17 protein-coding genes are annotated in these 22747 nt (G+C 71.1%); 7 read left to right on the forward strand and 10 right to left on the reverse strand.

Features of this window, described 5'->3' with window-relative positions; translation table 11 throughout:
• Positions 1 to 50: 50 nt before the first annotated feature.
• Complete coding sequence (locus ACH4UK_RS27550) at positions 51 to 1130, reverse strand: hypothetical protein (RefSeq protein ID WP_398360566.1); 1080 nt, start codon at positions 1128 to 1130, stop codon at positions 51 to 53.
• A 497-nt stretch (positions 1131 to 1627) separates the two neighbouring features.
• Here ACH4UK_RS27550 and ACH4UK_RS27555 point away from each other — a divergent pair, with 497 nt between their 5' ends.
• Positions 1628 to 2674 (forward strand): DUF5954 family protein, encoded by a 1047-nt coding sequence (locus ACH4UK_RS27555; protein ID WP_398360567.1) that lies wholly within the window; start codon positions 1628 to 1630, stop codon positions 2672 to 2674.
• An 85-nt stretch (positions 2675 to 2759) separates the two neighbouring features.
• Here ACH4UK_RS27555 and ACH4UK_RS27560 read toward each other — a convergent pair whose 3' ends face one another.
• The gene (locus ACH4UK_RS27560; RefSeq protein WP_398360568.1) at positions 2760 to 4064 is read right to left on the reverse strand and encodes an LCP family protein; all 1305 of its coding nucleotides are present in this window, start codon (positions 4062 to 4064) and stop codon (positions 2760 to 2762) included.
• 117 nt (positions 4065 to 4181) lie between these two features.
• On the opposite strand from ACH4UK_RS27560, the gene ACH4UK_RS27565 reads away from it, so the two are divergent.
• Complete coding sequence (locus tag ACH4UK_RS27565; protein WP_398360569.1) at positions 4182 to 4730, forward strand: acyl-CoA thioesterase; 549 nt, start codon at positions 4182 to 4184, stop codon at positions 4728 to 4730.
• Positions 4731 to 4829: 99 nt separating this feature from the next.
• Here ACH4UK_RS27565 and ACH4UK_RS27570 read toward each other — a convergent pair whose 3' ends face one another.
• On the reverse strand, positions 4830 to 6212 hold the full coding sequence (locus ACH4UK_RS27570) for an LCP family protein (RefSeq protein ID WP_398360653.1): 1383 nt from the start codon (positions 6210 to 6212) through the stop codon (positions 4830 to 4832).
• 327 nt (positions 6213 to 6539) lie between these two features.
• On the opposite strand from ACH4UK_RS27570, the gene ACH4UK_RS27575 reads away from it, so the two are divergent.
• Entirely contained in the window at positions 6540 to 7568 is a 1029-nt protein-coding gene (locus tag ACH4UK_RS27575) for a glycosyltransferase family 2 protein (RefSeq protein ID WP_398360570.1), read from the forward strand.
• 152 nt (positions 7569 to 7720) lie between these two features.
• Here ACH4UK_RS27575 and ACH4UK_RS27580 read toward each other — a convergent pair whose 3' ends face one another.
• From ACH4UK_RS27580 to ACH4UK_RS27595, 4 genes are all read right to left on the reverse strand, one after another.
• Complete coding sequence (locus ACH4UK_RS27580; RefSeq protein WP_398360655.1) at positions 7721 to 9472, reverse strand: LCP family protein; 1752 nt, start codon at positions 9470 to 9472, stop codon at positions 7721 to 7723.
• Positions 9473 to 9509: 37 nt separating this feature from the next.
• Positions 9510 to 11282: an LCP family protein gene (locus ACH4UK_RS27585; protein ID WP_398360571.1), complete on the reverse strand. Its 1773-nt coding sequence runs from the start codon at positions 11280 to 11282 to the stop codon at positions 9510 to 9512.
• A 224-nt stretch (positions 11283 to 11506) separates the two neighbouring features.
• Positions 11507 to 13018 carry an LCP family protein gene (locus ACH4UK_RS27590; RefSeq protein ID WP_398360572.1) on the reverse strand — a complete coding sequence of 504 codons (1512 nt, stop codon included), beginning with the start codon at positions 13016 to 13018 and terminating at the stop codon, positions 11507 to 11509.
• Positions 13019 to 13195: 177 nt separating this feature from the next.
• The gene (locus ACH4UK_RS27595) at positions 13196 to 13948 is read right to left on the reverse strand and encodes a TIGR03089 family protein (protein ID WP_398360573.1); all 753 of its coding nucleotides are present in this window, start codon (positions 13946 to 13948) and stop codon (positions 13196 to 13198) included.
• Positions 13949 to 14085: 137 nt separating this feature from the next.
• Between ACH4UK_RS27595 and ACH4UK_RS27600 the strand changes: the two genes are divergently transcribed.
• From ACH4UK_RS27600 to ACH4UK_RS27610, 3 genes are all read left to right on the forward strand, one after another.
• Positions 14086 to 15681 (forward strand): N-acetylmuramoyl-L-alanine amidase, encoded by a 1596-nt coding sequence (locus ACH4UK_RS27600; RefSeq protein WP_398360575.1) that lies wholly within the window; start codon positions 14086 to 14088, stop codon positions 15679 to 15681.
• A gap of 80 nt (positions 15682 to 15761) precedes the next feature.
• Positions 15762 to 16853, forward strand: coding sequence for a sugar phosphate nucleotidyltransferase (locus ACH4UK_RS27605; RefSeq protein ID WP_398360577.1), 1092 nt, complete (start codon positions 15762 to 15764; stop codon positions 16851 to 16853).
• A 309-nt stretch (positions 16854 to 17162) separates the two neighbouring features.
• Entirely contained in the window at positions 17163 to 18170 is a 1008-nt protein-coding gene (locus ACH4UK_RS27610; RefSeq protein WP_398360579.1) for a DNA-3-methyladenine glycosylase family protein, read from the forward strand.
• 175 nt (positions 18171 to 18345) lie between these two features.
• On the opposite strand, the gene ACH4UK_RS27615 is transcribed toward ACH4UK_RS27610, so the two are convergent.
• Genes ACH4UK_RS27615 through ACH4UK_RS27625 form a run of 3 tightly spaced genes read right to left on the reverse strand, consistent with a single transcriptional unit; the run spans position 18346 to position 21165 of the window.
• Complete coding sequence (locus ACH4UK_RS27615; RefSeq protein ID WP_398360581.1) at positions 18346 to 19698, reverse strand: coenzyme F420-0:L-glutamate ligase; 1353 nt, start codon at positions 19696 to 19698, stop codon at positions 18346 to 18348.
• On the reverse strand, positions 19695 to 20651 hold the full coding sequence (gene cofD, locus ACH4UK_RS27620) for a 2-phospho-L-lactate transferase (RefSeq protein ID WP_398360583.1): 957 nt from the start codon (positions 20649 to 20651) through the stop codon (positions 19695 to 19697). Before cofD ends, ACH4UK_RS27615 begins: the two co-directional genes overlap by 4 nt.
• Positions 20652 to 20664: 13 nt before the next feature.
• Complete coding sequence (locus ACH4UK_RS27625; RefSeq protein WP_398360585.1) at positions 20665 to 21165, reverse strand: cupin domain-containing protein; 501 nt, start codon at positions 21163 to 21165, stop codon at positions 20665 to 20667.
• A 715-nt stretch (positions 21166 to 21880) separates the two neighbouring features.
• Between ACH4UK_RS27625 and ACH4UK_RS27630 the strand changes: the two genes are divergently transcribed.
• Positions 21881 to 22144, forward strand: a complete 264-nt coding sequence (locus ACH4UK_RS27630; protein WP_003968728.1) for a WhiB family transcriptional regulator — start codon at positions 21881 to 21883, stop codon at positions 22142 to 22144.
• Positions 22145 to 22747 lie beyond the last annotated feature (603 nt).

The following is a 22747-nucleotide window of genomic DNA, read 5'->3' on the forward strand; positions in this document are numbered from 1 at the left end:
TATGCAGCCGGCGGGCCGGGCGGACTGGGGCTGCGCATCTCGAACACGGGCTAGGCCGCCTCCCCGTACTGGGCCCGGCAGTCACGGCAGTGGCCGGGGTGGGGGGAACGGAAGGCCCGCTCGCAGCCCTCGCAGGTCTGGAAGGGGGTGGCGGACATTCGGCGGGGTGGTGCGAGGTCCTGAGCGCCGGGTAGCGGCGGTGGCAGGAGCACGGTGAGGCGGTGCTTGACGATCTTCGCCGGGTACTTGGGCGGCTGCGGGAGTTCGGTCGTCAGAGCGTGGCGGATCGCGTCGGGGTGCAAGTCGCGCTCCAGCCAGGCGGCGACGCCGGGGATCAGCTCCCCGATCTCCTCCTCGCAGAGCACCAGCTCCGGCGCGTGACGCCGCAGGTCGGCGAGGAGTGCGGAGGCGGTCCGGTGCAGTTCCGGGGTGAGCTCGCGGGGCTGGGGGAGCGGCGGGCGCGGCGGCTTGGGCGCGATGCGTGAAGGCAGGCGGACCGGGGGGTGTGCCTCTTCCGGTACGGGGGTGGGTTCGGGTACGGGTGAGGGCGCGGGCACCACAGGCGTCACCGCCGGGACCGGCGCGGCCGCCACCGGAACCGGCGCGGCCGCCACCGGAACCGGCGCGGCCACCACCGGCATCGGCACCGGCGCGGCCGCCACCGCCACCGGCATCGGCACGGCCACCACCGGCATCACCGGCACCACCGGCATCACCACCGCCACCGGCGCGGCCACCACCGCCACCGTCCCGCCCCGCAGCACCGCCCCCGGCTGGTTGCAGAACACCGTGCGGGTGACCATCCGGCCGCTCCCCAGCCGCACGCGCGTCCGGCGCAGGTAGCCGTGGGTCTCCAGCTCGCGCAGGGCCGAGGCGATCGTCGTCTCGCCCTCGGTGAAGCGGGCCGTGAGGGCCTTGATGCCGACCTTGGACCCGGCGGGCAGCGACTGGATGTGTACGCCGATCCCGATCGCGGTGAGCGACAACTCGGCGTGCTGGGCGAGGTGGTTGCCGACGATCGCGAAGCGGCTGGTGTGCGGGATCGCGACGTGGATCACGCCGGAGGGTGGGAGAGGCCCGGGAACTGCCGCCAGGGCGCGGTTGAGGGCGATATCGTACGGGGTATCCATCGGGAAGGTCCTTTTCTTCCTTGGTGGCTAGGTCCTCGCTCGGGATTGCCGTCCCGGCGGGGGCCGTCTCATGTCTGGGGTGCTGGTCAGCGTGAGCATATGCCTGCCAACCCGTCCGAAATCCAGCTCAGTTGGTGAATTTCACCCCTGTGGGTGACTGGCCTTCCCCGCAGCTGACCGCCGGGATCAGGCGGGGTGGGGTGGGGTAATTTTCCTTGGTTCTTTAGGTACTTGATGTCGCGGTCCACCGGGTCGCGGTCGGCCACGACCCGGTGCGGACGCACCGGGTCGTGACGCCCCACGACCCGGTGCGAACAGCGATTTCGGGTGGATTTCCGGGGATCCGCCCCTCGTCCCGGCCCGCCGTCCCCGCGCTGCGCGCCATGGCTGATGGGCGGCGGAGCGCGCTCGTCGGCGTCGGTGGCGCGATCGGCGAGGCAGAGGCCCTTTGTGGCGGAAACCCTGACACCGAGGGCCCCCTTCGGCACACTGGGTGCATGGACGGTCACCCGGAGAAGTCGCCCCATCACCTCACGATCAACGTCACCCGCCGCGACGATCCGGTCTCCGAGGTCACCGAGGTGGACGCGTTCGCCTCGGTCCGCAAGTACCCCAACATCGTCGTCCGGGGACCGCTGTTCGGGCTCGCCGAGCAGCGGCGCGGGGACCGGCCGCGTTGGCGGCTGCTGGGCGAACTGGACACCGGATTCGCCCAGATGGCCCGGGACGAGCTGAACTCGCACCTCTGGTTCAAGGCCAAGGACGCCACCGAGGACCGGGCCGTGCGGCGGTCGCTGCTGGCGGCCGTGGCCCGGCTGGAGACCGAGACGGTCAACGAGGTGACGGCGGACGGGGTCCGCTACCGCGTCGTGCGGGCCGACGAGTTCACCCGGATCGGCGGCGGGCGCCTGGAGCCGCCCCGGGCCACCGACCCGGACGACGACGGCTGGGACCTGGACGCGGTCGAGCCCTCCCGTACCAAGGGCTTCGTGGTCGACCACGCGGCCGCCGTCGGGCTGACCGAGGGGATCGACCGGGTCGGGCTGCTACAGCTCTCCTACACCGCGGACCGCTTCCCCGAGGACGTACGGGCGGACTCCCGGCGGGCGTTGACCACCCACCCGGGGGTCGTGCTCCTCCCGACGACGTTCCGGGTGGTGGAGCGGAAGGAGTTGTCCTGGTCGATGGTGACCGGGCAGTACTCGACCCCGCAGGGCGCCCGGCGCGCCCTCGTCCACCACCTCACCCGGCCCGTGCCCCAGCTGCCGGATCTCCCGGACATGCCGGAGCTGCCCGCGTGGATGAAGGTGGACGAGAAGGAGGCGGCCGTCCATGCGCGGGCCGCGGCGAAGTTCACCGCACGCCGGCGGGCCAACGAACTCATCGTGCGGGGGCGCCGGTTCGAGGTCGTCCGGGTCGAGCGGGTGATGCGCATCGGGCCGGACGGGCCGGAGCGGCCGCGCCCGTCCGACGTGGACGACTACGGCCCCTCCAAGATCCACCCGACCATGGACGAGCACGGCGTCGTCACCTACGGCGCCTAGGCGAAGAGCGGCGGGGGCCCGCCGGGCGACGTACCGCCCGGCGGGCCCCCGGGCCCGGATCGCCTCAACCAGCCGCGCCCAAGCCTCAGTCGCCGGTGACCGTGACCTTCTCGTCGTTGTTCAGCTGCTGCACCAGCTGCTTCACCTTGGCCTTGTCCCAGACCAGGTTGGAGCCGGTGCTGCCCGAGATCGGGATGTTCATCGACGTGCCCTCGCCGCCCGTGACGCCCTTCATCGCGAAGAACATGTTGCCCAGCGCCCAGAGCGACATGTCCTTGTCGACGATCAGCGTGTCCAGGCCCGCGCCCATCGTCGGGTACAGCTTGAACGGGTTGATGATCGTGGACGGGGTCGCCGTCTGGCTCGCCAGCGCCGCGAGGAACTTCTGCTGGTTCTTCGTACGGTCCAGGTCGCTGCCCGCGAACGCGTAGCGGGTCCGGACGAAGGCCAGGGACTGCTCGCCGTTCAGCGTCTGCTTGCCGGCCTGGAAGTCGGCCCCCGACTTCTTGTCCTTGAAGGCCTTGGGGATGTCCAGCTCGACCCCGCCGATCGCGTCCACGATCTTCGCGAACCCGCCGAAGCCGATCTCGACGTAGTGGTCGATGTGCAGACCGGTGTTGAACTCCACGGTCCGCACCAGCAGCTCGGGGCCGTCCTCGGCATAGGCGGCGTTCAGCTTCACCTGCCGGCCGGTGCCCTGGAACATCTTCCCGGACTCGGACCCCTTGAAGGAGGGGATCTCGACGTTGGAGTCGCGCGGCAGCGAGATCAGCGTCGGGCCGTTGGAGCCGTCGTGCAGGATCATCATCGAGTCGGTCCGCTTGCCCTCGGCGGAACCGGTGCGCAGCCGCTTCTTCTCCTCGGCCGACATGCCCTCACGGCTGTCGGACCCGACGATCAGGTAGTTCGTGCCGTCGCCGGACTTCGGGCGCTCGATGACCTTCGCGAGGTCGACCTCGCGCTTCAGCTTCGAGTCCGCCCAGAAGTACGTGGAGATCGAGACCGCGAGCACCACGACCACCAGGGTCAGTGCGCCGATCTTGATCCGGCGGCGCCAGTCCGGGGCCGGGCGGCCCTGGACGTAACCCCCGTCACCGCCGCCGCCCCGGCCACCGCCGCCCCGGCCGTCGGAGCCGCCGCCGCCCGAGCCGTAGACCTGGCCCGTGTTGTAGCCGCTGTCGTACCCGGGGTCGGGGCGGTTGCCGTAGCCGCCGTCCTGGAACTGGTCGTCGTACCCCTGGCTCTGCGGCGGCACCTGCGGCCTCTGCGGCGGGGCCGGGCGGCGCTGGATGTGCGGCATCGCCCGCGCGCTCTCGGGCTGAGGGCTGGCACTGCCCCGCCCGTAGCGCTCGCTGCGGTCGCCGGTCCGTCGATCGGGCCAATCGTTCATCCGACCAGTGTGCCGTCCCGGCCCACGGCTATTACAGGGTGTAAGGGAAATCGCACCAGGGCTGTTGCGAACCTGATGCATTCTGCGGGATCCATGACCCCGCATAAGGTGGACTGTATGACAGATCAGGCCACCCGCTCGGAGGGCGAGATTCCGGGCAAGCCGACCGCGGCGTCCCGGACCACCCTCAGCCACATCATGACCGGCAGCGACACGAACCTCCTCGGCACGGTGCACGGTGGCGTGATCATGAAACTGGTCGACGACGCCGCGGGTGCGGTGGCCGGCCGGCACTCCGGCGGGCCCGCCGTGACCGCCTCGATGGACGAGATGGTCTTCCTGGAGCCGGTCAGGGTCGGTGACCTCGTTCACGTACGCGCCCAGGTGAACTGGACCGGCCGCTCGTCGATGGAGGTCGGCGTCCGGGTGATGGCCGAGCGCTGGAACGAGTCGACCCCCGCCCAGCAGGTCGGCAGCGCCTATCTGGTCTTCGCCGCCGTGGACGGGGACGGCAAGCCGCGCCGCGTACCGCCGGTGGTCCCCGAGACCGAGCGCGACAACCGGCGCTACCAGGAGGCGCAGATCCGGCGCACCCACCGGCTCGCCCGCCGCCGCGCGATCAAGGAGCTGCGCGAGAAGCGCGCCGCCGACGGCATCGACGACTGAGCACCCGTAAGCCGGCCCCGGTGACGACTGAGCACCCGTAAGCCGGCCCCGTAGTCCCGTACGGTCGCCGGGGCACGGCACGTCCGTACGGTCACCGGGTCACGGGCACACCACCTCGTCGCCCGTCACCGTGGAGAACTCGCCCGTCTGCCGGCTCTCCGCCTTCACCCGCTGCACCTTCGCGAAGTCCGAGCCGACCGTCACCTTCATCAGCGCGCCCTGCCCCTTCACCGCCTTCAGCTCGCTCCCGGGCAGGGCGGTGGCCAGGGACTTCGCCGACCGGTCCCAGCGCGGGTCGTACTCCACGAGCGTCCGCTTGAGGTTGCGTACCTCTCCGTTGAGCGGGGCCTCGGCCGTGGTGAACCCGGTGGCGCGCAGCGCCGCGTCCACGGTCCGGCCGAGGCCGTCCTTCGGGGTCCCGTTGTAGACCTGCACCCGGACCTCCTTCGGCGCCACGTCCACGAGCGTGGCCGGCGGCTGCTTCGGACCGGCCGCGGGCTTCGGCTTCGCCGGCGCCAGCGGCTTGTCCTCGCGCAGTGCCTGGAACAGCTTCTTCGACTTTTTCGCGTCCCACTGCACCGTCGAGCCGATGCCCTTGACCGCGAAGCTGGGGTTGCCGACGGGCACGGAGGCGAACTCCGACGAGGCCGGGCCGAACCCCTTCATCGCCTTGCCGAGCGCCAGCATCTGCTCCGTACCGAAGCCCTTGTCGGCCCGGACCGAGCCGAGCGCCGAGGCGGAGACCTGCTGGAACTTCACCGGGTTCAGCAGCACCCCGCTGCTCGTCGCCTGCTTGATCAGCGCCGCCATGAACTTCTGCTGGCGCTCCATCCGGCCCAGGTCGGCGGCCACGTCCACATGGCGCGAGCGCACGTACTGGAGCGCCTGGCCGCCGTCCAGCTCATGGGTGCCGGCGGGCAGGTTCAGACCGGTGTACGAGTCCTTCATCGGCCGCGCCGTGCAGATCTTCACCCCGCCCACCGCGTCCACCGTCTTCATGAAGCTGGTGAAGTCGACCTCCAGATAGTGGTCGACCTTGACGCCGGTCATGTTCTCGACCGTCCGCACGGTCAGCGTCGGCCCGCCCTCCGCGTACGCGGCGTTCAGCTTCACCGGGTGGCTCTCGTGGTGCTTGCCCGTGGTGCGGTCGGTGTGGGCGGGCATTTCGGCGTAGCTGTCCCGGGGGAGGCTGACCACGCTCGCCCGCTGCCGGTCGGCCGACAGATGGACCAGCATGATCGTGTCGGTGCAGTGGCAGGGTGCGCCGCCGAGCTTGTACTTCTTCTTCTCGGCCTTGGTGATCGTGTCCCGGCCGTCGGTGCCGACGAGCAGCAGATTCGTGCCGTGGCCACCCTGGGGGCGGTTCTTCATGTCCTTGAACGGATCGACCCGGCCGATCCCGCCCTCCAGACTGCTCACCACGGCGTGACCGATCCCGCCGGCCCCCAGAACCAGCACGGACAGGCCGGTGGCCACCCGCATGCCCCAGCGCGGCCGCTCGTCCTGCTTGCGGGGGCGGACCGGCCGGGTGCCCCGGGGCGGAGAGCGTCGCGGGGGAGTGGGGCGGGGACGGGGCGGGCGTTGCGGGCGTTGCGGCGTGGGCACGGGGGGAGACACCTCCGGGGTGCAAGGGAGACACCTCTGCGGTGCAAGGGGACCAATCGCACGGTAGGCCCATACGATCTCCGCCCCGGCCCACGACCCGGCGGCGCGCACCGGTGTCCCCCATTCGCGGTAACGTGGCGGCCGAATAACGCCGCCTCCTGGGGTGCGAACCCCCGGCGCCCCCGAGGACCACCCGAGGACCACATGTCTGCCGCGCAGTACCCCGCCGTCTCCGTGATCATGCCGGTGCTCAACGAGGAACGCCATCTCAGGAACTCGGTCCGGCACATCCTGGAGCAGGAGTACGCCGGTGAGATGGAGGTCGTGATCGCGCTCGGCCCCTCCGCCGACCGGACGGACGAGATCGCCGCCGAACTGGTCGCCGAGGACCCCCGGGTCCACACCGTGCCCAACCCCACCGGCCGCACCCCCGCCGCCCTCAACGCGGCGATCAAGGCCTCCCGCCACCCCGTCGTCGTACGGGTCGACGGCCACGGCATGCTCTCGCCGAACTACATCGCGACCGCGGTGCGCCTCCTGGAGGAGACCGGTGCGCAGAACGTCGGCGGCATCATGCACGCCGAGGGCGAGAACGCCTGGGAGGACGCCGTCGCCGCCGCGATGACCTCGAAGATCGGCGTCGGCAACGCGGCCTTCCACACCGGCGGCCAGGCCGGCCCGGCCGAGACCGTCTACCTGGGCGTCTTCCGCCGCGAGGCGCTGGAGCGGGCGGGGGGCTACAACGTCGAGTTCATCCGCGCCCAGGACTGGGAGCTGAACTTCCGCATCCGCGAGGCCGGCGGGCTGATCTGGTTCTCGCCCGAGCTGAAGGTCCAGTACCGCCCGCGCCCCACCGTGAAGGCGCTCGCCAAGCAGTACAAGGACTACGGCCGCTGGCGTCACGTCGTCGCCCGCTACCACTCCGGCTCGATCAACCTCCGCTACCTGGCCCCGCCGATCGCCGTCTGCGCCATCGCGGCGGGCCTGGTCCTGGGCGCGGCCGTCACCCCCTGGGCGCTGGTCGTCCCGGGCGGTTACGTGGCCGCGATCGTCGCCGGTTCGCTGCCCGCGGGCAGGGGCCTCTCGCTGAAGGCCCGCGCACAGATCCCGGTGGCCCTGGCGACCATGCACATGTGCTGGGGCTTCGGCTTCCTCACCAGCCCCCGGTCCCTGGCGAAGCGGGTCATCGCGAGCCGCCGCCCGGCGATGACCGGCAGCACCGAGACCGTCTGACCCGAAGCGCGCGGGACCTACCGACGCCCAGCGCGTCGGACGTACGGACCTCAAGCGCGTTGGACGTACGGACCCGAAGCGTGCCGGACGTACGTACGCGAAGGGCCCCACCGCTCGGCGGTGGGGCCCTTCGTCGTGCGCGCGGTCTCAGATCACCAGGTGTAGTTCGGGTTGACCTTCATGCAGGCGTCCTCCTCGCCGTTGAGGGCGCCCGCCGACTCCGGGGTCTTCTCCGTGCCCTTGGACACGGGGTAGGTCCCGTCCTCGCGCCAGTCGGCGCCCACGGCGAGCGAGACCCCCGACACATCGGTGGACTTCTTCACCTGCGACAGCGGAACCCCGAGCGCCTTGGCGACCGCCTGTGCGTCGCCCTCCAGGTCCGCGCTCGGATACAGGACCGCCGTCCGGGCCGTCCCGGTCACGTTGTCCGGGTCGACGGCGGTCTTCGCGAAGCCCGCGTTCTTCAGCTCGTCCGCCACGTCACCGGCGCGCCCCGAGGCCGGCCCGAGCGCGTCGGTGGCGGTTCCGTTCCGCACGGTGACCGCGATCTCGCCGACCGGCGCCGACGGGTCCTTGGTGACCTGCTGCTTCTTCCGCTTGGAGGCCTTGCCGTCCAGCGGCACATCGTCGCGGACCATCCGGAACAGCTGCTCGGCGTCGCCCGCCTTCGGGTAGACCCGGCCGTTGTTCGCACCGGTGCCGTACACGTTGGGCATCGTCGACATCGTGATGCGCTTCGTGGGGACCTTCTTGAACTCCTCGGCCAGGTCGTAGAGCTTCTTGACCGTGTCGAGGCCCTTGTCGACCGTCAGCGCCTTGGTGGCCGCCTCCGCGAGGTTCATCAGCTTCGCCGGATCGCTGAGCTTGGTGCCCTTGCGCAGCTGACGCACCATCGAGTTCATGTACTGGTGCTGGGCCTTGGCCCGCCCGAGGTCGGTGTTGTCCTCGAAGCCGTAGCGGGTGCGCAGCCACTGGAGGGCCTGCTCGCCCTGGACGTAGGTGGTGCCCTTCTCCAGCTTCAGGCCGGAGCCCTTGCCGTCCCGGCCGCGGGAGTTGATGTTGGCGTCGACACAGACGGGCACGCCGCCGATCGCGTCGGCCATCGAGACCACACCGGCGAAGTCGATCATCATGAAGTGGTCGATCCTGATGCCGGTCAGCTCGTACCAGGTGGCCACCGTGCACCCGGGACCACCGCGGCCCAGGCTCTCGTTGGTCTGTACGTCCGCGGTGCTGGCCGGGAAGACCTCGCCGTCCGGGGCCGTGCACTTGGGCATCTTCAGCATGGTGTCGCGCGGCATGCTGATCACGGAGAGGTTGCTGCGGTCCGCCGAGATGTGGAGCAGCATCTGCACATCGGCCAGCGGCGGTGCGCCGAAGGTCTCCTTCGCGCCGCCCAGCTTCTGGTTCGCCTTGGAGTCCCGGGCGTCGGAACCGATGAGCAGGATGTTGAGCGGGGTCTGCCCGGCGGCGTTGGCCTTGTGATCGGCCATCTGCTTGTCGCCGAGGGTCAGATCCTCTTTCTTGATGTTGCTGTTGAGGTACTCGTAGTAGAGATAGCCGGCGCCGCCGACGGCGAGTATGAGCAGGGCGAGCACGGAGGCACTCCAGCGCAGTACGCGCCGCTTGCCGCTCTTGGGCGCCCGGCGGCTGCTGCGCCCGCGGGGACCGCCCTCGCTGCCGTGTCGGCCCTTCGCCGCCCGCCGGCCGCCCTCGCCGCCGGACTCCTTCGAGCGCGCGGCACGGGCCCCGGAACGGCCACCGGCGTTGTCCCCGTCACCGCCCCCCGGCCCGTCACCGCCCCCCTCGTACGGGCTCCCGTCCCGCCCCGGCCGATCGGCGCGGCGGACGCGTGATCGCGTCCCCTCCCCAGGCGTGCTGCTCCGTCCCACCGGACCCCCCATGCTGTTCACATTTCCGCTGTGGCGCGGTGACCCGGTGTCACTTGGCGCATACCGCCTTGTCGGCGCTTGCCTTCTCGATGTCCGTCGGCACCTTCGCCGGTCCGGTGATGAGCTGGCCCGCGCCCTTGAAGTCCCCGCCCAGCGTGAGCACCATCGCCTCGAGTCCTTCGGCGTCGGCGGTGCCCTGCTTCATGGCCGTCGCGGGCAGCCCCATCATCGCGGCGAGCGCCCGAGCCTGATCGGCCTGGTTCGGCGCGTACTCCAGCGTCGTCTTCTTGATCTTCTCGGGTGCGTTGGCCTTGTTGGTGGACTTCAGCACCCCCTGCTCGTTCTGGAGCCAGGTGACGGTCGAACCCGCCGCGCCGGGGATCTCACCGCCGTTGAGGACGTCCACGCGTACGTCGGCGGCCTCGGCCTTCGGGCCCTTGAGCAGGGCCGCCTGCTTGCCCTTGGCGGCCTTCTCCTTCTGCTTCACCTCGGTCAGCGAGGTGTCGGAGCGCATCATCGCGAAGAGCTGCTCACCCTTCACCGGGTCCACGACCACGGTGATGGGCTTCGGCTCGGCCGGGTTGTCGATGACCGGCATCGTGAGGAAGCTGATGTTCTTCGTGTCGACCTTGCCGATCTCCTGGGCCAGCGTCATCAGCTTCTTCGCGTCGCCGATGCCCGTGTCGACGGTCAGCGCGTTGGTCGCCGCGTCGGCCAGCGTGTACAGCTTCTTCGGGTTGGTCAGGGTGTCGCTCGACTTCATCTCGCGGATCATCGAGGCGAGGAACTGCTGCTGCACCTTGATCCGGTCGAGGTCGCTCTCGTTGCCGAAGCTGTGCCGGGTGCGCAGGAGGGCCAGGGCCTGTTCGCCCTGCACCTCCGATGTGCCCTGGGGGAGCTTCAGATGGGACTTCGGGTCGTCGACCGGCTTGGCCATGCAGACCTCGACACCGCCGACCGCGGTGGTCAGCTCCTTGACCGCGTTGAAGTCGACCATCATGAAGTGGTCGGGCTTGACGCCGGTGATGTTCTCGACCGTCTTCATGGTGCAGCCGGGATTACGGTCGTTCTGGCCGAGGCTGGTGTTGAAGCGTTCGTTCGGGGTGCCGGGGATGACGGTGGAGGTGCCGTCCGACTTCTTCGTCTCGCACTCGGGGATCTCGGTCATCAGGTCGCGCGGGATGCTCATCGCCGTCGCGTTGGTCCGGTCCTCGGAGACGTGGAACAGGATGGTGGTGTCGGCGTGGCCCGCGCTGCCCTTGTCGCCGTACCCCTCGTTGCCCTTGCCGGTGCGCTTGTCGGTGCCGATGATCAGGATGTTCATCGGGCCGTCGCTGAGGACGTTCTTGTTGCCGGCGTCGCCCACGTCGATGGTGTCGATGTTGCCGTTGAGCTTCTGGTAGAGGACGTAGACGCCGAGCGAGGCGCCCACCACGACGAACGCCATCACGCCGCCCGTCCACAGCAGCGCCTTCTTCTTGCGTGACTTCTTGGGCTTGCGCTTCCGGCGGCCGGAAGCGGGCGGTTCCGCGCCGCGCCCGCCGCCCTGGGAGCTCCGGCGGCTGCGCTGGCCGGGCACCTCGCGGCGTGGCTCCTCGGCACCGCCCTCCCGCGCCCCCCGGCGCCCGGAACCCTCACGGGACGAGCCGGTCCGGGTGCCGCCGCGGCGGCCCGCCCCCTCGGCCGTGGCCGTACGCGCCGCACCGGCCGACTCCCCAGCGGAGTGGTCCAGTCGCAGTTCGTAATTACCGGTCTGCGGGTTGAGTACCCACTGGTCGGCGGGGTCGATATCGTCCGCCCGTCCACGACTGTGCGCGTCCACGGTTGCCTGAATCCTCCGTCGGTGCCACGCGAGGCGCCCTCCCCCGACAAGGCGCTCGTTCCTTCGCTCCAGCAGTGCACGACCTGACGGCCGGAAGCACCGGATCGCGTCACACTATCCGGCCGATTCCGCGTCGAGCGACGCGCGTGACACATTGCACGCCCCTTACAACTGGGCATTCTTCCCATTACGCGTCGATTGTGTTCTGTGTCTTGGCAATTGCTTTACTGCTTGCACAGGTCGTCCGCCGCACTCGAACCCGAATAGGTGGGTGTGGGCGTCGGACTTTCGGATCCGGTGCCGTCCGGTTTCCCGTCCTGCTCCCTTTCCCGGTCCTGCCGCGCTTCCTCGAGTTCGTCGGCCGGGACCACGGCGACGGGCCGGTCCTCGCGGAGTTGCCTGAACAGATCACCCGCGTCCGGTTCGACCAGCTCGTCCCGGTTCGGGTCCTGACGGTACGGCTGCCGGGGCACGGTCAGGAACTGCACCTGCTCGGTCGGCACGTTGCGCATCCCGCGCACCAGGTCGTACAGGTCGCGCAGCGAGTCCAGCCCCGGGTCCGTGGTCAGCGACTTGGTCGCCGCGTCCAGCACCGGGTAGAGCCGGGTCGGGTTGAGCAGGACGCCGTTGCTCTGCATCTTGTTGACCAGGGCGCCCAGGAACTGCTGCTGGCGCTCCATGCGTTCGGTGTCGCTGCCGTTGCCGAGGGTCTTGCGCGCCCGTACGTAGCCGAGGGCCTCCTCGCCGTTGAGCGTCTGCCGTCCGGCCGGGAGCTCCAGGTGTGCGTCCTTGTCGTCGATCGGCTCCTTGAGGCAGATCTCGACCCCGTCGACGGCGTCGACCATGTCCTTGAAGCCGTTGAAGTCGACGACCATGTGGTGATCGACGCGGATGCCGGTCATCCGCTCCACGGTGCGGATCGTGCAGGCGGTGCCGCCGAGCTCGAACGCCGCGTTGAACTGGGTGAACTGCTCCCGCGTCTTCTTGTCGTCGGCGGTGCGGCAGCTGGGGATCTCGACCATCAGGTCGCGGGGGAGGGACACGGCCGTCGCGCTCTTCCGGTCCGCCGCGAGGTGCAGCAGGATCGTGGTGTCCGAGCGCTGACTGCCGCCGTCGTCCCGGCCGTACTTGCGGTTGTCCCCGGCCCGGCTGTCGGACCCGATGAGCAGGATGTTCTGGGCGTCCATGACGACCGGCGTCGGCCGTTCCTTCTCGTACGCCTTGAGCTCGGCGGCGGCGCTCGTGTCGGTGGTGATGTTCCCGTCGAGCTTCTTGTAGAGCCACCAGCCCGCCCCTGCGGCGACCAGCACGAGGAACGAGGCGGCGAGCGCGGTCCAGCGCAGCCAATGGCGCTTGCGCGCTGCGACGGTGCCGCCCTTGGGCCGGTCGGCCCAGGTCTGCACGCCGCTGCCGCCTTCGCCCTTCCCGGGCGCGGCGGACTCGGCGTCCTCCGGAGACTCCTGGGCCTCCCCTGCCTCCCCGGCTGCCGGGCTCTCGTTCTCGGAATCGGGGCCCTTGGGATCAGGACCCTCGGAATCGGGGCTCTCCGTCTCGGGGCTCTCCGTCTCGGGACCCTTCGGATCGGGACCCTCGGAATCGGGACCCTCGGGGCCGGGGCCATCGAGGGCGGGGCCTTCGGGGCCGGACTCTTCCTGCGACCTGCCCTGCGGCTTGTCCCCGGCCGGGTGGTCCGGGTCGGACGGCGGGCCAGCACTGTCGGTCACGTCTGCGTCCATCCTTCACGTTCGGCGGCGCGAGGGGCCGCCGGTCGCAGGAGTAGACGGCTGAAACTCGCGCTTGGTTGTGCACGGCCAGGAGAGTGGTCTGTACCGCCCGATCATCTACCCGCTCCGGTGCTGAGTACCGAGGACTCGGCCCGCTGTGGGCCGGACGAGTGCACCTCAGGGCGCTTGTCATACCGCGGTGTTGGTGACCCTCTCGCTCTCGGTCCGCCGGGCGAGGCCGTCCGCGTCGAGCTGCCCGAGGTGCCGGCACAGCACCACGGACGCGCCGGCCGCCAGTGGCGCGAAGAGCCCGGCGCTCAGCCCTTCCCAGGTGTCGTACGTACGCCCGGTGAGCAGCCGGGACCCCGGTACGAGGCCGAGGGCGTCGGCGTCCTCGCGGGCCCGGGAGACGAGCTGCGCACCCGTCAGCCCGGTCCCGCCGACGGCCAGCGCGGGCGCGTCGGCGTCCACCGGCGCGAAGGGCGCGAAGCGGTCGCCCTGGCTCGGCACCTCCACCGCGTAGTCCGAGAACCCGTCGGGCGTCTGCGGGAACCGGCCGCCGAGCGGACGCAGCGCCAGGGCGACCCGCTCGCCGCGGCAGGCCCGCGCACGCTCCAGAGTGTCCGGGCCGCTCACCACGAGATCGGCGGCGGCCGGGTCGCCCTGCACATCGGCGACGACCCCGACGGAGGAACAGGCGAGCAGCCAGACCGCGGACTGCCAGTGCGCGGGAAGCAGCAGGGCGAGCCGGTCGCCGGGCTCCGCGGCGAGGTCCCCCTGCAACAGATTGGCGGTCTTGGCCACCCAATTGGCGAAGGTGGCCACCGACAGTTCGACGCGTTCTCCGGTGGCGTCGTCGTAGAAGGTGACCAGGGGGCGGGCGGGGTCCGCGGCCAGGGCGGATCGCAGCAGGTCGGCGGGGGTGCGGTCGCTGGAGTTCATCCGCGCAAGCGTACGCGGGGACGCTGTGCGGGGCGGGCTGAACGGGTGTCACGTACACCGGTTCGGCAGACGGTACGTCATCTCGGGGCCGAAGTCCGGGTAGCCGGAGTCATGCCGGTATGGAAAGGATCGTGCGTATGCGTGCACTATTGGTCACCTCAGTCGGCGTCACCTGCGCGGCGGCCCTCACCCTGCCGCTCGCCGCCCCCGCCCTGTCCGCCCCGGCCCCGCACTCCGCCTCGGCCCGGCCGCCTTCCCTGTCCCCCGAGTCGCCGGGGGCCGGCCCGCCGTCGGTGCGGGCCGAAGCGACACCCGACGAAGCCGCCCCCGACGAAGCAACCGCCCCCGGCACCGCTCCCGACGAAGCCGCTCCCGACGCGGCGACAGCCCCCGGCGCCGCCCGGTCGCGCACGGGGCAGACCCGCGCCGCCGAGCCGGCGGGCTCGACGCAGTCCCTGGCCCTGGAACCCCTCGCCGCGCCGTCCGACCGGGTCGCGGGCGCGGCGGCAGGCCAGGGGCTGTCCCAGCGGGCCGCCCGCCCGTTCTCCCTGGTGGGCGTGGTCTGGGACGACGCGGAGGCCGAACTCCACGGCACGGTCCAGGTCCGCACCCGGGCGACCGGCGGCACGAGCTGGTCGGACTGGCAGGACGTCGAGACCCACAACGCCGAGCACGCCGCCGATCTCGGCAGCGCCGAGCGGGCGTCCGGCGCGGTGCGCGGGGCGACGGCCCCGCTCTGGGTCGGCGACTCGGACGGCGTGGAGGTGCGCGTACGCCCGGAGGCGGCAGATCCGCAGCACCGGGCCGCGCCCGTACCGCTCCCCGGGGGGCTGCGCCTCGAACTCGTCGACCCCGGCGAGGGCCCCGCGCCCGAGCCCGCGGCGGAGACGGCCCCCGAACCCGCCCGCGCCGCCCCGGTCGGCCGGTCCGCGACCCCCGCGACGTTCGCCGGCAACCCGGCGCCGCCGACGACGACGGCTGCCGTACCGGAGGCGCTCACCGCCGAATCCGCCGCCACCTCGGCCGTCAACGCGGACCTCGCGCCGCTCGGCGCGGCCGTCATCCCCGCGCTGACCAAGGCGGAGACGGAGGAGGAGGCGGCGATCGTCGCGGCCGGGGCGAAGCCGTACATCGGTCCCCGGCCGAAGATCATCACCCGCAAGGGCTGGGGCGCGGACGAGAAGCTCCGCGAGCGCAACTTCGGTTACACCAAGTCCGTCAAGGCGGCCTTCGTGCACCACAGTGCGACCGGGAACAACTACACCTGCAAGCAGGCGCCTTCGGTGCTCCGCAGCATCTACCGCTACCACGTCCAGAGCAGCGGCTGGCGTGACTTCGGCTACAACTTCGCCGTCGACAAGTGCGGAAACATCTACGAGGGCCGGGCCGGCGGCGTGGCGAAGGCCGTGCTGGGCGCCCACACGCTGGGGTTCAACACCAACACCATGGGGGTCGCCGTGCTCGGCACCTACTCCTCCACCAACCCGCCCGCCGCCGCGGTGACCGCCGTCTCCAAACTCACGGCCTGGAAGCTCGGACTGTTCGGGGCCAACCCCAAGGGCAAGGTCACGCTCGTCTCCGGCGGAAGCAACAAGTACAAGAAGGGCAAGAAGGTCAAAATGAACGTCATCTCGGGCCATCGGGATGGGTTCGCAACCGAATGTCCTGGAGCGCGTCTCTACAAGAAGCTCGGCACGGCCCGGACCAGCTCCGCCAAACTGCAGGGCCGCTGACCGGGGCGTATCCGACCGGTCTGCTTAGACTGGCCAGCCACAACCGGGCCAGGCCCCAGCAGGAAAGCAGAGACGGTGCTGTGACAGAGGCAAAAGAAGCGATTCTCCTGGTCGGTGGCAAAGGCACCCGGCTGCGCCCGCTCACGGTGCACACCCCGAAGCCGATGGTTCCGGCGGCGGGGGTCCCCTTCCTCACCCACCAGCTGGCGCGGGCCAGGGCGGCCGGGGTGGAGCACATCGTGCTCGCCACGTCCTACCTGGCCGAGGTCTTCGAGCCGTACTTCGGCGACGGCTCCTCGCTCGGTCTGCACATCGAGTACGTCACCGAGCAGGAGCCGCTCGGCACCGGCGGAGCCATCCGCAACGTCGCGCCGAAGCTGTCCTCGGGACCGGACGAGCCGGTCCTGATCTTCAACGGCGACATCCTGACCGGGCTCGACATCCGGGCCCTGGTCACCTCGCACACCGTCTCCGGGGCGGATGTCTCCCTCCATCTGACCCGGGTCGAGGACCCGCGCGCCTTCGGCCTCGTGCCGACCGACGCGACGGGCCGGGTCACGGCGTTCCTGGAGAAGCCGCAGACGCCGGAAGAGATCGTCACCGACCAGATCAACGCCGGGGCGTACATCTTCCGGCGCTCGGTGATCGACTCCATCCCGGCGGGCCGCCCGGTCTCCGTCGAGCGCGAGACCTTCCCCGGACTGCTCGCCTCCGGCGCCCACCTCCAGGGCATGGTCGACTCCACGTACTGGTTGGACCTCGGCACCCCGCAGGCCTTCGTACGCGGCTCCGCCGACCTCGTCCTCGGCCGCGCCCCGTCCCCGGCGGTCCCCGGCCGCTGCGGCGACCGCCTGGTCCTGGAGACGGCGACGGTGGCCGCCGACGCCAAGCTCACCGGCGGCACGGTGGTCGGCGCCGACGCGGTGATCGGCGCGGGCGCGCGCATAGACGGTTCGACGATCCTGGCCGGCGCGGTCGTCGCGGCCGGCGCGGTCATCACGGACTCGCTGGTCGGGGCCGGGGCCAGCATCGGCGACCGTACGGTGCTGGCGGGCGCGGTGATCGGCGACGGGGCCCAGGTGGGCGCGGACAACGAACTGCGCGACGGCGTCAGGATCTGGTGCGGCGCGGTCCTGCCGGACGCCTCGGTCCGCTTCTCCTCGGACCAGTAGCACCGCACCGGTACCCGTTCTCAAGAGGGACCGCGGGACCAGTAGCGCCGCACCGGTACCCCGTACCCTCAAGAGGGACCGCAGGAGTCCGTACCGACTCCGTGCCCCGTGCCCATCAGCGCGGATCAGCACCAATCGGCACGGATCAGCACCGATCCGCACGGACCAGCACCGGTCCTGATCAGCGCCCGATCCGCACGGATCAGCACTGGTCCTGATCCGCACGGGTCAGCACCGGTCCGCACCCGTCGGTACGCCGGAGGCCCCCGCCAGGCCTCCGCCCCGCCCACGAACACCCGAGGCCCACCCGTGGCAGGACGATTCGCTCCCCGCACCGCGCGAGCGGCGCTGCCGCACCAGGCCGCCGCGCCGCCCGGCAAGGCGGCTACGCCCTCGCACGACGGCCCGCCGCTGACCCGGGAGTGGACCCCACCGGGTCCGCTGGACCTCCGGCTGGTGCTCGGCCCCCTGCGCCGGGGCCCGGCGGACCCGACGTTCAGGATGACCGCGGACGGTACGTTCTGGCGGGCCACCCGCACGCCCGAGGGCCCCGGCACCCTGCGGGTCGCGGCGCGCGGCGACCGGATCGCGGCGGCGGCCTGGGGCCCCGGCGCGGACTGGCTGCTGGCCGGGCTCCCGGCGCTCCTGGGTGCGGACGACGACCCGGACGCGTTCGTTCCGCGCCACCGCCTGCTGGCCCTGACCCGGCACCGCCGCCCAGGCCTGCGGCTGCTGCGCACGGGCCTCGTCGTCGAGTCGCTGATCCCGTCGATCCTGGAGCAGAAGGTCACCACGGACGAGGCGTACCGCGCCTGGCGCCATCTGGTCCGCCGCTTCGGCACCCCGGCCCCGGGGCCCACGGCGGACCTGGGCCTGCACGTGATGCCGGACGCGCGCGGCTGGTCGATGATCCCGTCCTGGGAATGGCACCGGGCGAACGTCGACGCCAAGCGGTCGTCGACGATCCTGCGCGCGGTACGCGTGGCCCGCAGGCTGGAGGAGGCGGCGACGATGAACCTCCCCGAGGCCCGGTCCCGCCTGGAACTGATCCCCGGCGTCGGCCCCTGGACCTCGGCCGAGACCCTTCAGCGCTCGAACGGCGCGGCGGACGCGGTCACGGTGGGCGACCTGCACCTGCCGGGCATCGTGGGCCACGCCCTCGCGGACAACCGGGACGCGGACAACGAGGAGATGCTGGCCCTGCTGACCCCTTACGAGGGCCAACGCCACCGCGCAACCCGCCTGATCCTGCTGTCGGGCCACACCCCGAAACGCCGAGCCCCGAGGATGACACCGGGCAACATCACGAACCTGTAGCCCCTTGAACCTTCCTCATGAGGACAAGGGGTCCTAAATCCAGCCCGTCCGGCGTTTGAGGACAAGGGGTCCGGGGCGGAGCCCCGGTTTCGGGAAGGGGCGGGTAGGGGAAAAGGCCCCGCGCAGCGGCACCCCCCCCAGCCCCCCCCAGCCCCCACCCCTCAGCCCCCCCACCTCACCGCACGGTGAGAAACGCCTCCGCATCCCGAACAGCCCGCTCCCGAGGCACCCCCACCGCATGCCCCACAGCCACCGCCCCCAACGGATCCCAGGACTCCGGCAGCGAGAGCACCTCCCGCACCACCGGCCGGCAGAACATCGTCGAGGACACCCACGCCGACCCCAGCCGCTCACCGGCCAGCGCCACCAGGAAGTTCTGCACACCCGCCCCCGCCGCGACCACGAACATCTCGCGCTCCGCGGTGTCGCGGCGCTCATCCCCGTACGTGTGGGAGCCGTCCATCACCAGGCACGGCACCACCAGATACGGCGCGTTGCGCAGCACATCACCGCGCCGGACCCGCTGGGCGATCGACGCTTCGCTCTTGCCGTCGCGCCGCAGGTCCTCGACCCACGCGTCCCGCATCGCGTCGAGCAACCGGGTCCGCGCCCCGGCCGACTCCAGCAGCACGAACCGCCACGGCGTCGTGTGATGGGGGGCCGGAGCCGTGACGGCGGCGGCCACCGCCCGCCGCACCGCGCCCGGATCCACCGGCTCGTCGGTGAACTCGCGCACCGTACGCCGCAGCGTCACCGCTTCACGGACCGCCTCCGACGTACCGAGCCGGAACATGTCGTCGGCCGCACTCCGTACGAGCGCACGCGCACCGGGTTCGTCCTCTCCGGGGGGAGCCGGGGACACGACATGCGGCAGCCCCCGCACCACGGCGACCGGCAGCCCCTCCGCCTTGCCCTTGACCAGGTCACCGGCCGAGGCCAGCTCGTCCGCCGTGGCCACGACCGTGGCGCTGAGCGGATTGCCGTACGCGTCCGTCCCGCCGCGCAGATCGTCCAGCACCCGCACTCCGGCCGCCCCGATCGCGACGTCGGTCAGTCCGTTGCGCCAGGGCCGCCCGAAGGTGTCCGTGACGACGACGCCGACCTCGACACCGAGGGTGTCCCGCAGCCCGTCCCGGATGGACCGGGCGGAGGCGTCGGGGTCCTCGGGCAGCAGCAGAACGGTCCCGGCCGGGGTGTTGGAGGCGTCGACCCCGGCGGCGGCCATGACCAGGCCCTGCCGGTTCTCCACGATCCGCAGCGCCCCCCGTCGTGCCACGACCCGCACGGTCTCGGAGTCGATCGCCGCCTCCCGGTCCGCGGCCTCGACGATCCGGCCCTCCGCCTTGGAGACGATCTTCGAGGTGACGAGCAGAACGTCCCCGTCGACCAGCCCCGGCTCGGCCCCGGCGATCAGCTTGGCGAGATCGTCACCGGCCCGCACTTCGGGAATCCCGCCCACGGCCCAGACACGAAAGGAAGGCGTGGAAGGCACGGAAGGCACCCCAGCGGAAGCACCGGAACCGCTCACGCCCGGACCTCCTCGGCCAGGTCCAGCGCCTGCCGGGCCATCTCGGCGGTCGTGTCCACGTCCGTCATCATCAGCGGCACCGCCCGGCAGCGGATCCCCGCCGCCTCGACCTCGCCGACCGTGCCGGCGTCCACCGTGTCCACCAGCCACCCGTCCAGCAGCCCCGAACCGTAGTGCTGGGCCACGGCGGCCGCCGTCGACTCGACGCCCACCGCCGCGAGCACCTTGTCCGCCATGCCCCGCACGGGCGCGTCGCCGACGATGGGGGAGAGGCCGACGACCGGCATCCCGGCCTCGGCGATGGCCTCGCGGATCCCGGGGACGGCGAGGATCGTGCCGATGGAGACCACCGGGTTCGACGGCGGGAAGACGATGACGTCGGCGGATCCGATGGCGTCCAGCACCCCGGGGGCCGGCTTGGCCTGTTCGGCCCCGACCGGCACGACCGCCTGCGCCTCGACGGAGGCACGCAGCTTCACCCAGTACTCCTGGAAGTGGATGGCCTTGCTCTCGCCGTCCATCTCGACGGCGACATGCGTCTCGACCCGGTCGTCGGACATGGGGAGCAGCCGCACGCCCGGCTGCCAACGGGCGCAGAGCGCCTCGGTGACCGCGCTCAGCGGATACCCCGCGCCCAGCATCTGCGTACGGACGATATGGGTCGCGAAGTCGCGGTCGCCGAGCCCGAACCACCCGGGGCCAACTCCGTACGCCGCGAGCTCCTCCTTGACCTGGAAGGTCTCGTCGGTCCGCCCCCAGCCCTGCTCCTCGTTGATGCCACCGCCGAGGGTGTACATCACGGTGTCGAGGTCGGGACAGACCTTCAGCCCGAACAGATGGATGTCATCACCCGTGTTGCCGATCACCGTGATGTCCGCGTCGGGCGCGGCCTGCTTGAGGCCGCGCAGAAAGCGGGCACCGCCGATACCACCGGCCAGAACAACAATGCGCATGCACAGCAGTTTGTCAGGCGGGTACGACGTCCACCGTCGTCGGGGCGTTTTGCGTGGCGTGCATCGGCATCTCGGTCAGGCCCGGGTAGTAGATGTGCAGACTGACGGCCGGTTCGAGCGAGTCGTTGACCACTTCGTGGACGTAGCCCGGGGCGAAGGCCCGCTGCCCGCCCGCGCCGAGCGCCCGCGTCCCGTTCTCGGTGTGCTCGGTCAACTCGCCTTCCAGCACCGTCAGCACGCCCGCGGAGAGGCCGTGGTCGTGCCGCCCGCTGCCCTGTCCGGGCACCCAGCTGAGCAGCCACACCTCATAACCCGGGCCGGTGTGGAGCCGGTGGTACCAGCGGGAGGAGGAGTCGTACTGGACGAGTCCGGCCCACTGCGTGCGGTCGGCCGCGATGGAGCGCGCGAGGCCGACGAACTCGGAGACGGTGGAGGGGTGCTCGCGGGCGGGCTGCAGGAGGTGCTGGACCTCAAGGATGTCGCCGGCGATCTGAAGGTCGCTGTCGCTGTTCATGGCTGCGGTGGTTCCTCGGCATGGGGGGTGCACGTGCGGGGGAGTCGCGATAAGCGTCAGCAGCTCGGGAGGAGCTGCGGGAAGTGCGGGGGAGGAGCGAGAAGAAGATGAAGAAGGACGCTCGACCGGACCGGAGACCGGAGAGGCTGGATCAGAGCTGGAGCGCTAGGGCATCAACAGCTGTGACAGCTGGAACAGCAACAGCGGGCCTGGACAGCGCTACGGAACCCACGGACGTGGGTGACGTGCAGGGCTGCGGTCGCTGGCATGAAAGCAAGGAGACCGGCTCGGCCGTCCGCTGTCAACCCAATGCCCGATATGGGGGCAATGTTTCACTCCTTCCGGTCGCCGGATTCGGAGAAAGGTTTATGCACCCATGAGCAGGGACATGTGGCGCATCATCCGCTCCCTCAAACGCGGCTGACGCTCCGTGACCTGACTGTGATCTTGATCGCTTCGGTGATCGAATCGCAACATGAGGGGATCTTCACTCGTCTATCCCGGGAGAGGGGGCGAGCTGTGGGGCCTGTGGCATATGTCAGGTTTTTGCTGATTTGAACACTTTCTGCATACGCTTGGTTCCGCAGAGTGAATCCCTGGGCCAATAGCAGATCCTCGCTTGACTGGCCTGGAGCTACACACTTGTAATTTCACTCGTGTCGTTCAGCCGCAAACGGCTGCATCACGGGACGTAAGAGACAGACGAGGGGCGCACATGACCGAGCTGTTCCAGCAACTGCTGGTCGAGGACGCGGACGAGGAACTCGGCTGGCAGGAGCGCGCACTGTGCGCCCAGACCGATCCCGAGTCCTTCTTTCCCGAAAAGGGCGGATCCACCCGCGAGGCCAAGAAGGTCTGCCTCGCCTGTGAGGTGCGTTCGGAATGCCTTGAGTACGCCCTTTCCAACGACGAACGCTTCGGCATCTGGGGCGGGCTCTCCGAGCGGGAGCGGCGACGCCTCAAGAAGGCCGCCATCTGACGTCCGCCCCGCCCGACGGCCCCACCACCGGCCCCACCGGTGCCACCGGCCGCCGGTCACCGCATCCCGGTCCGGACCGGGCGCATCCCGAACCATCCCCCACCAGGCCGGGGGCATCCCGGCCCCGTTCCGATTCCTGACCAGGCCCGGGTGCCTCGGGTGCCTCGGGTGCCTCCCGGTCCCACCGCGGCCAGGCCCCGCGCGCCGCTTCCCGACCGAGCCCCGCGCCAGCCGGGGCAGCCCCCCGGCCGCATCCCGAACCATCCCCGACCGAACCTCGGCGCATCCCTGACCAGGCCGCAGCGGTACGGCGGGCGCATCCCTGACCAGGCCGCAGCCGTACGGCCGACGCACCCCCGACCATCCCCCCACCCCCATCGCCACCCCCACCCCCACCAAGCCGGTGGAGTTACCGCCCCCCGGTCCCTGGCGCTCCCGGCCGAGCCCCGCGCTCTTCCGGGCCAGGCTCCGGGCGCATCCCCGGCCGGGTCCCGAGCGCATCCCGACCCGCTAGACCTGCGAGCCCACCGCGATCCACCGCGATCCACCGCGAATCCACTCCCGACCCGCTGACCGACCGGCTGACCGGCCCGCACCCGCGCC

Origin of the sequence: Streptomyces sp. NPDC020884 (genome assembly GCF_044333935.1) — a bacterium.
Classification (GTDB): domain Bacteria; phylum Actinomycetota; class Actinomycetes; order Streptomycetales; family Streptomycetaceae; genus Streptomyces.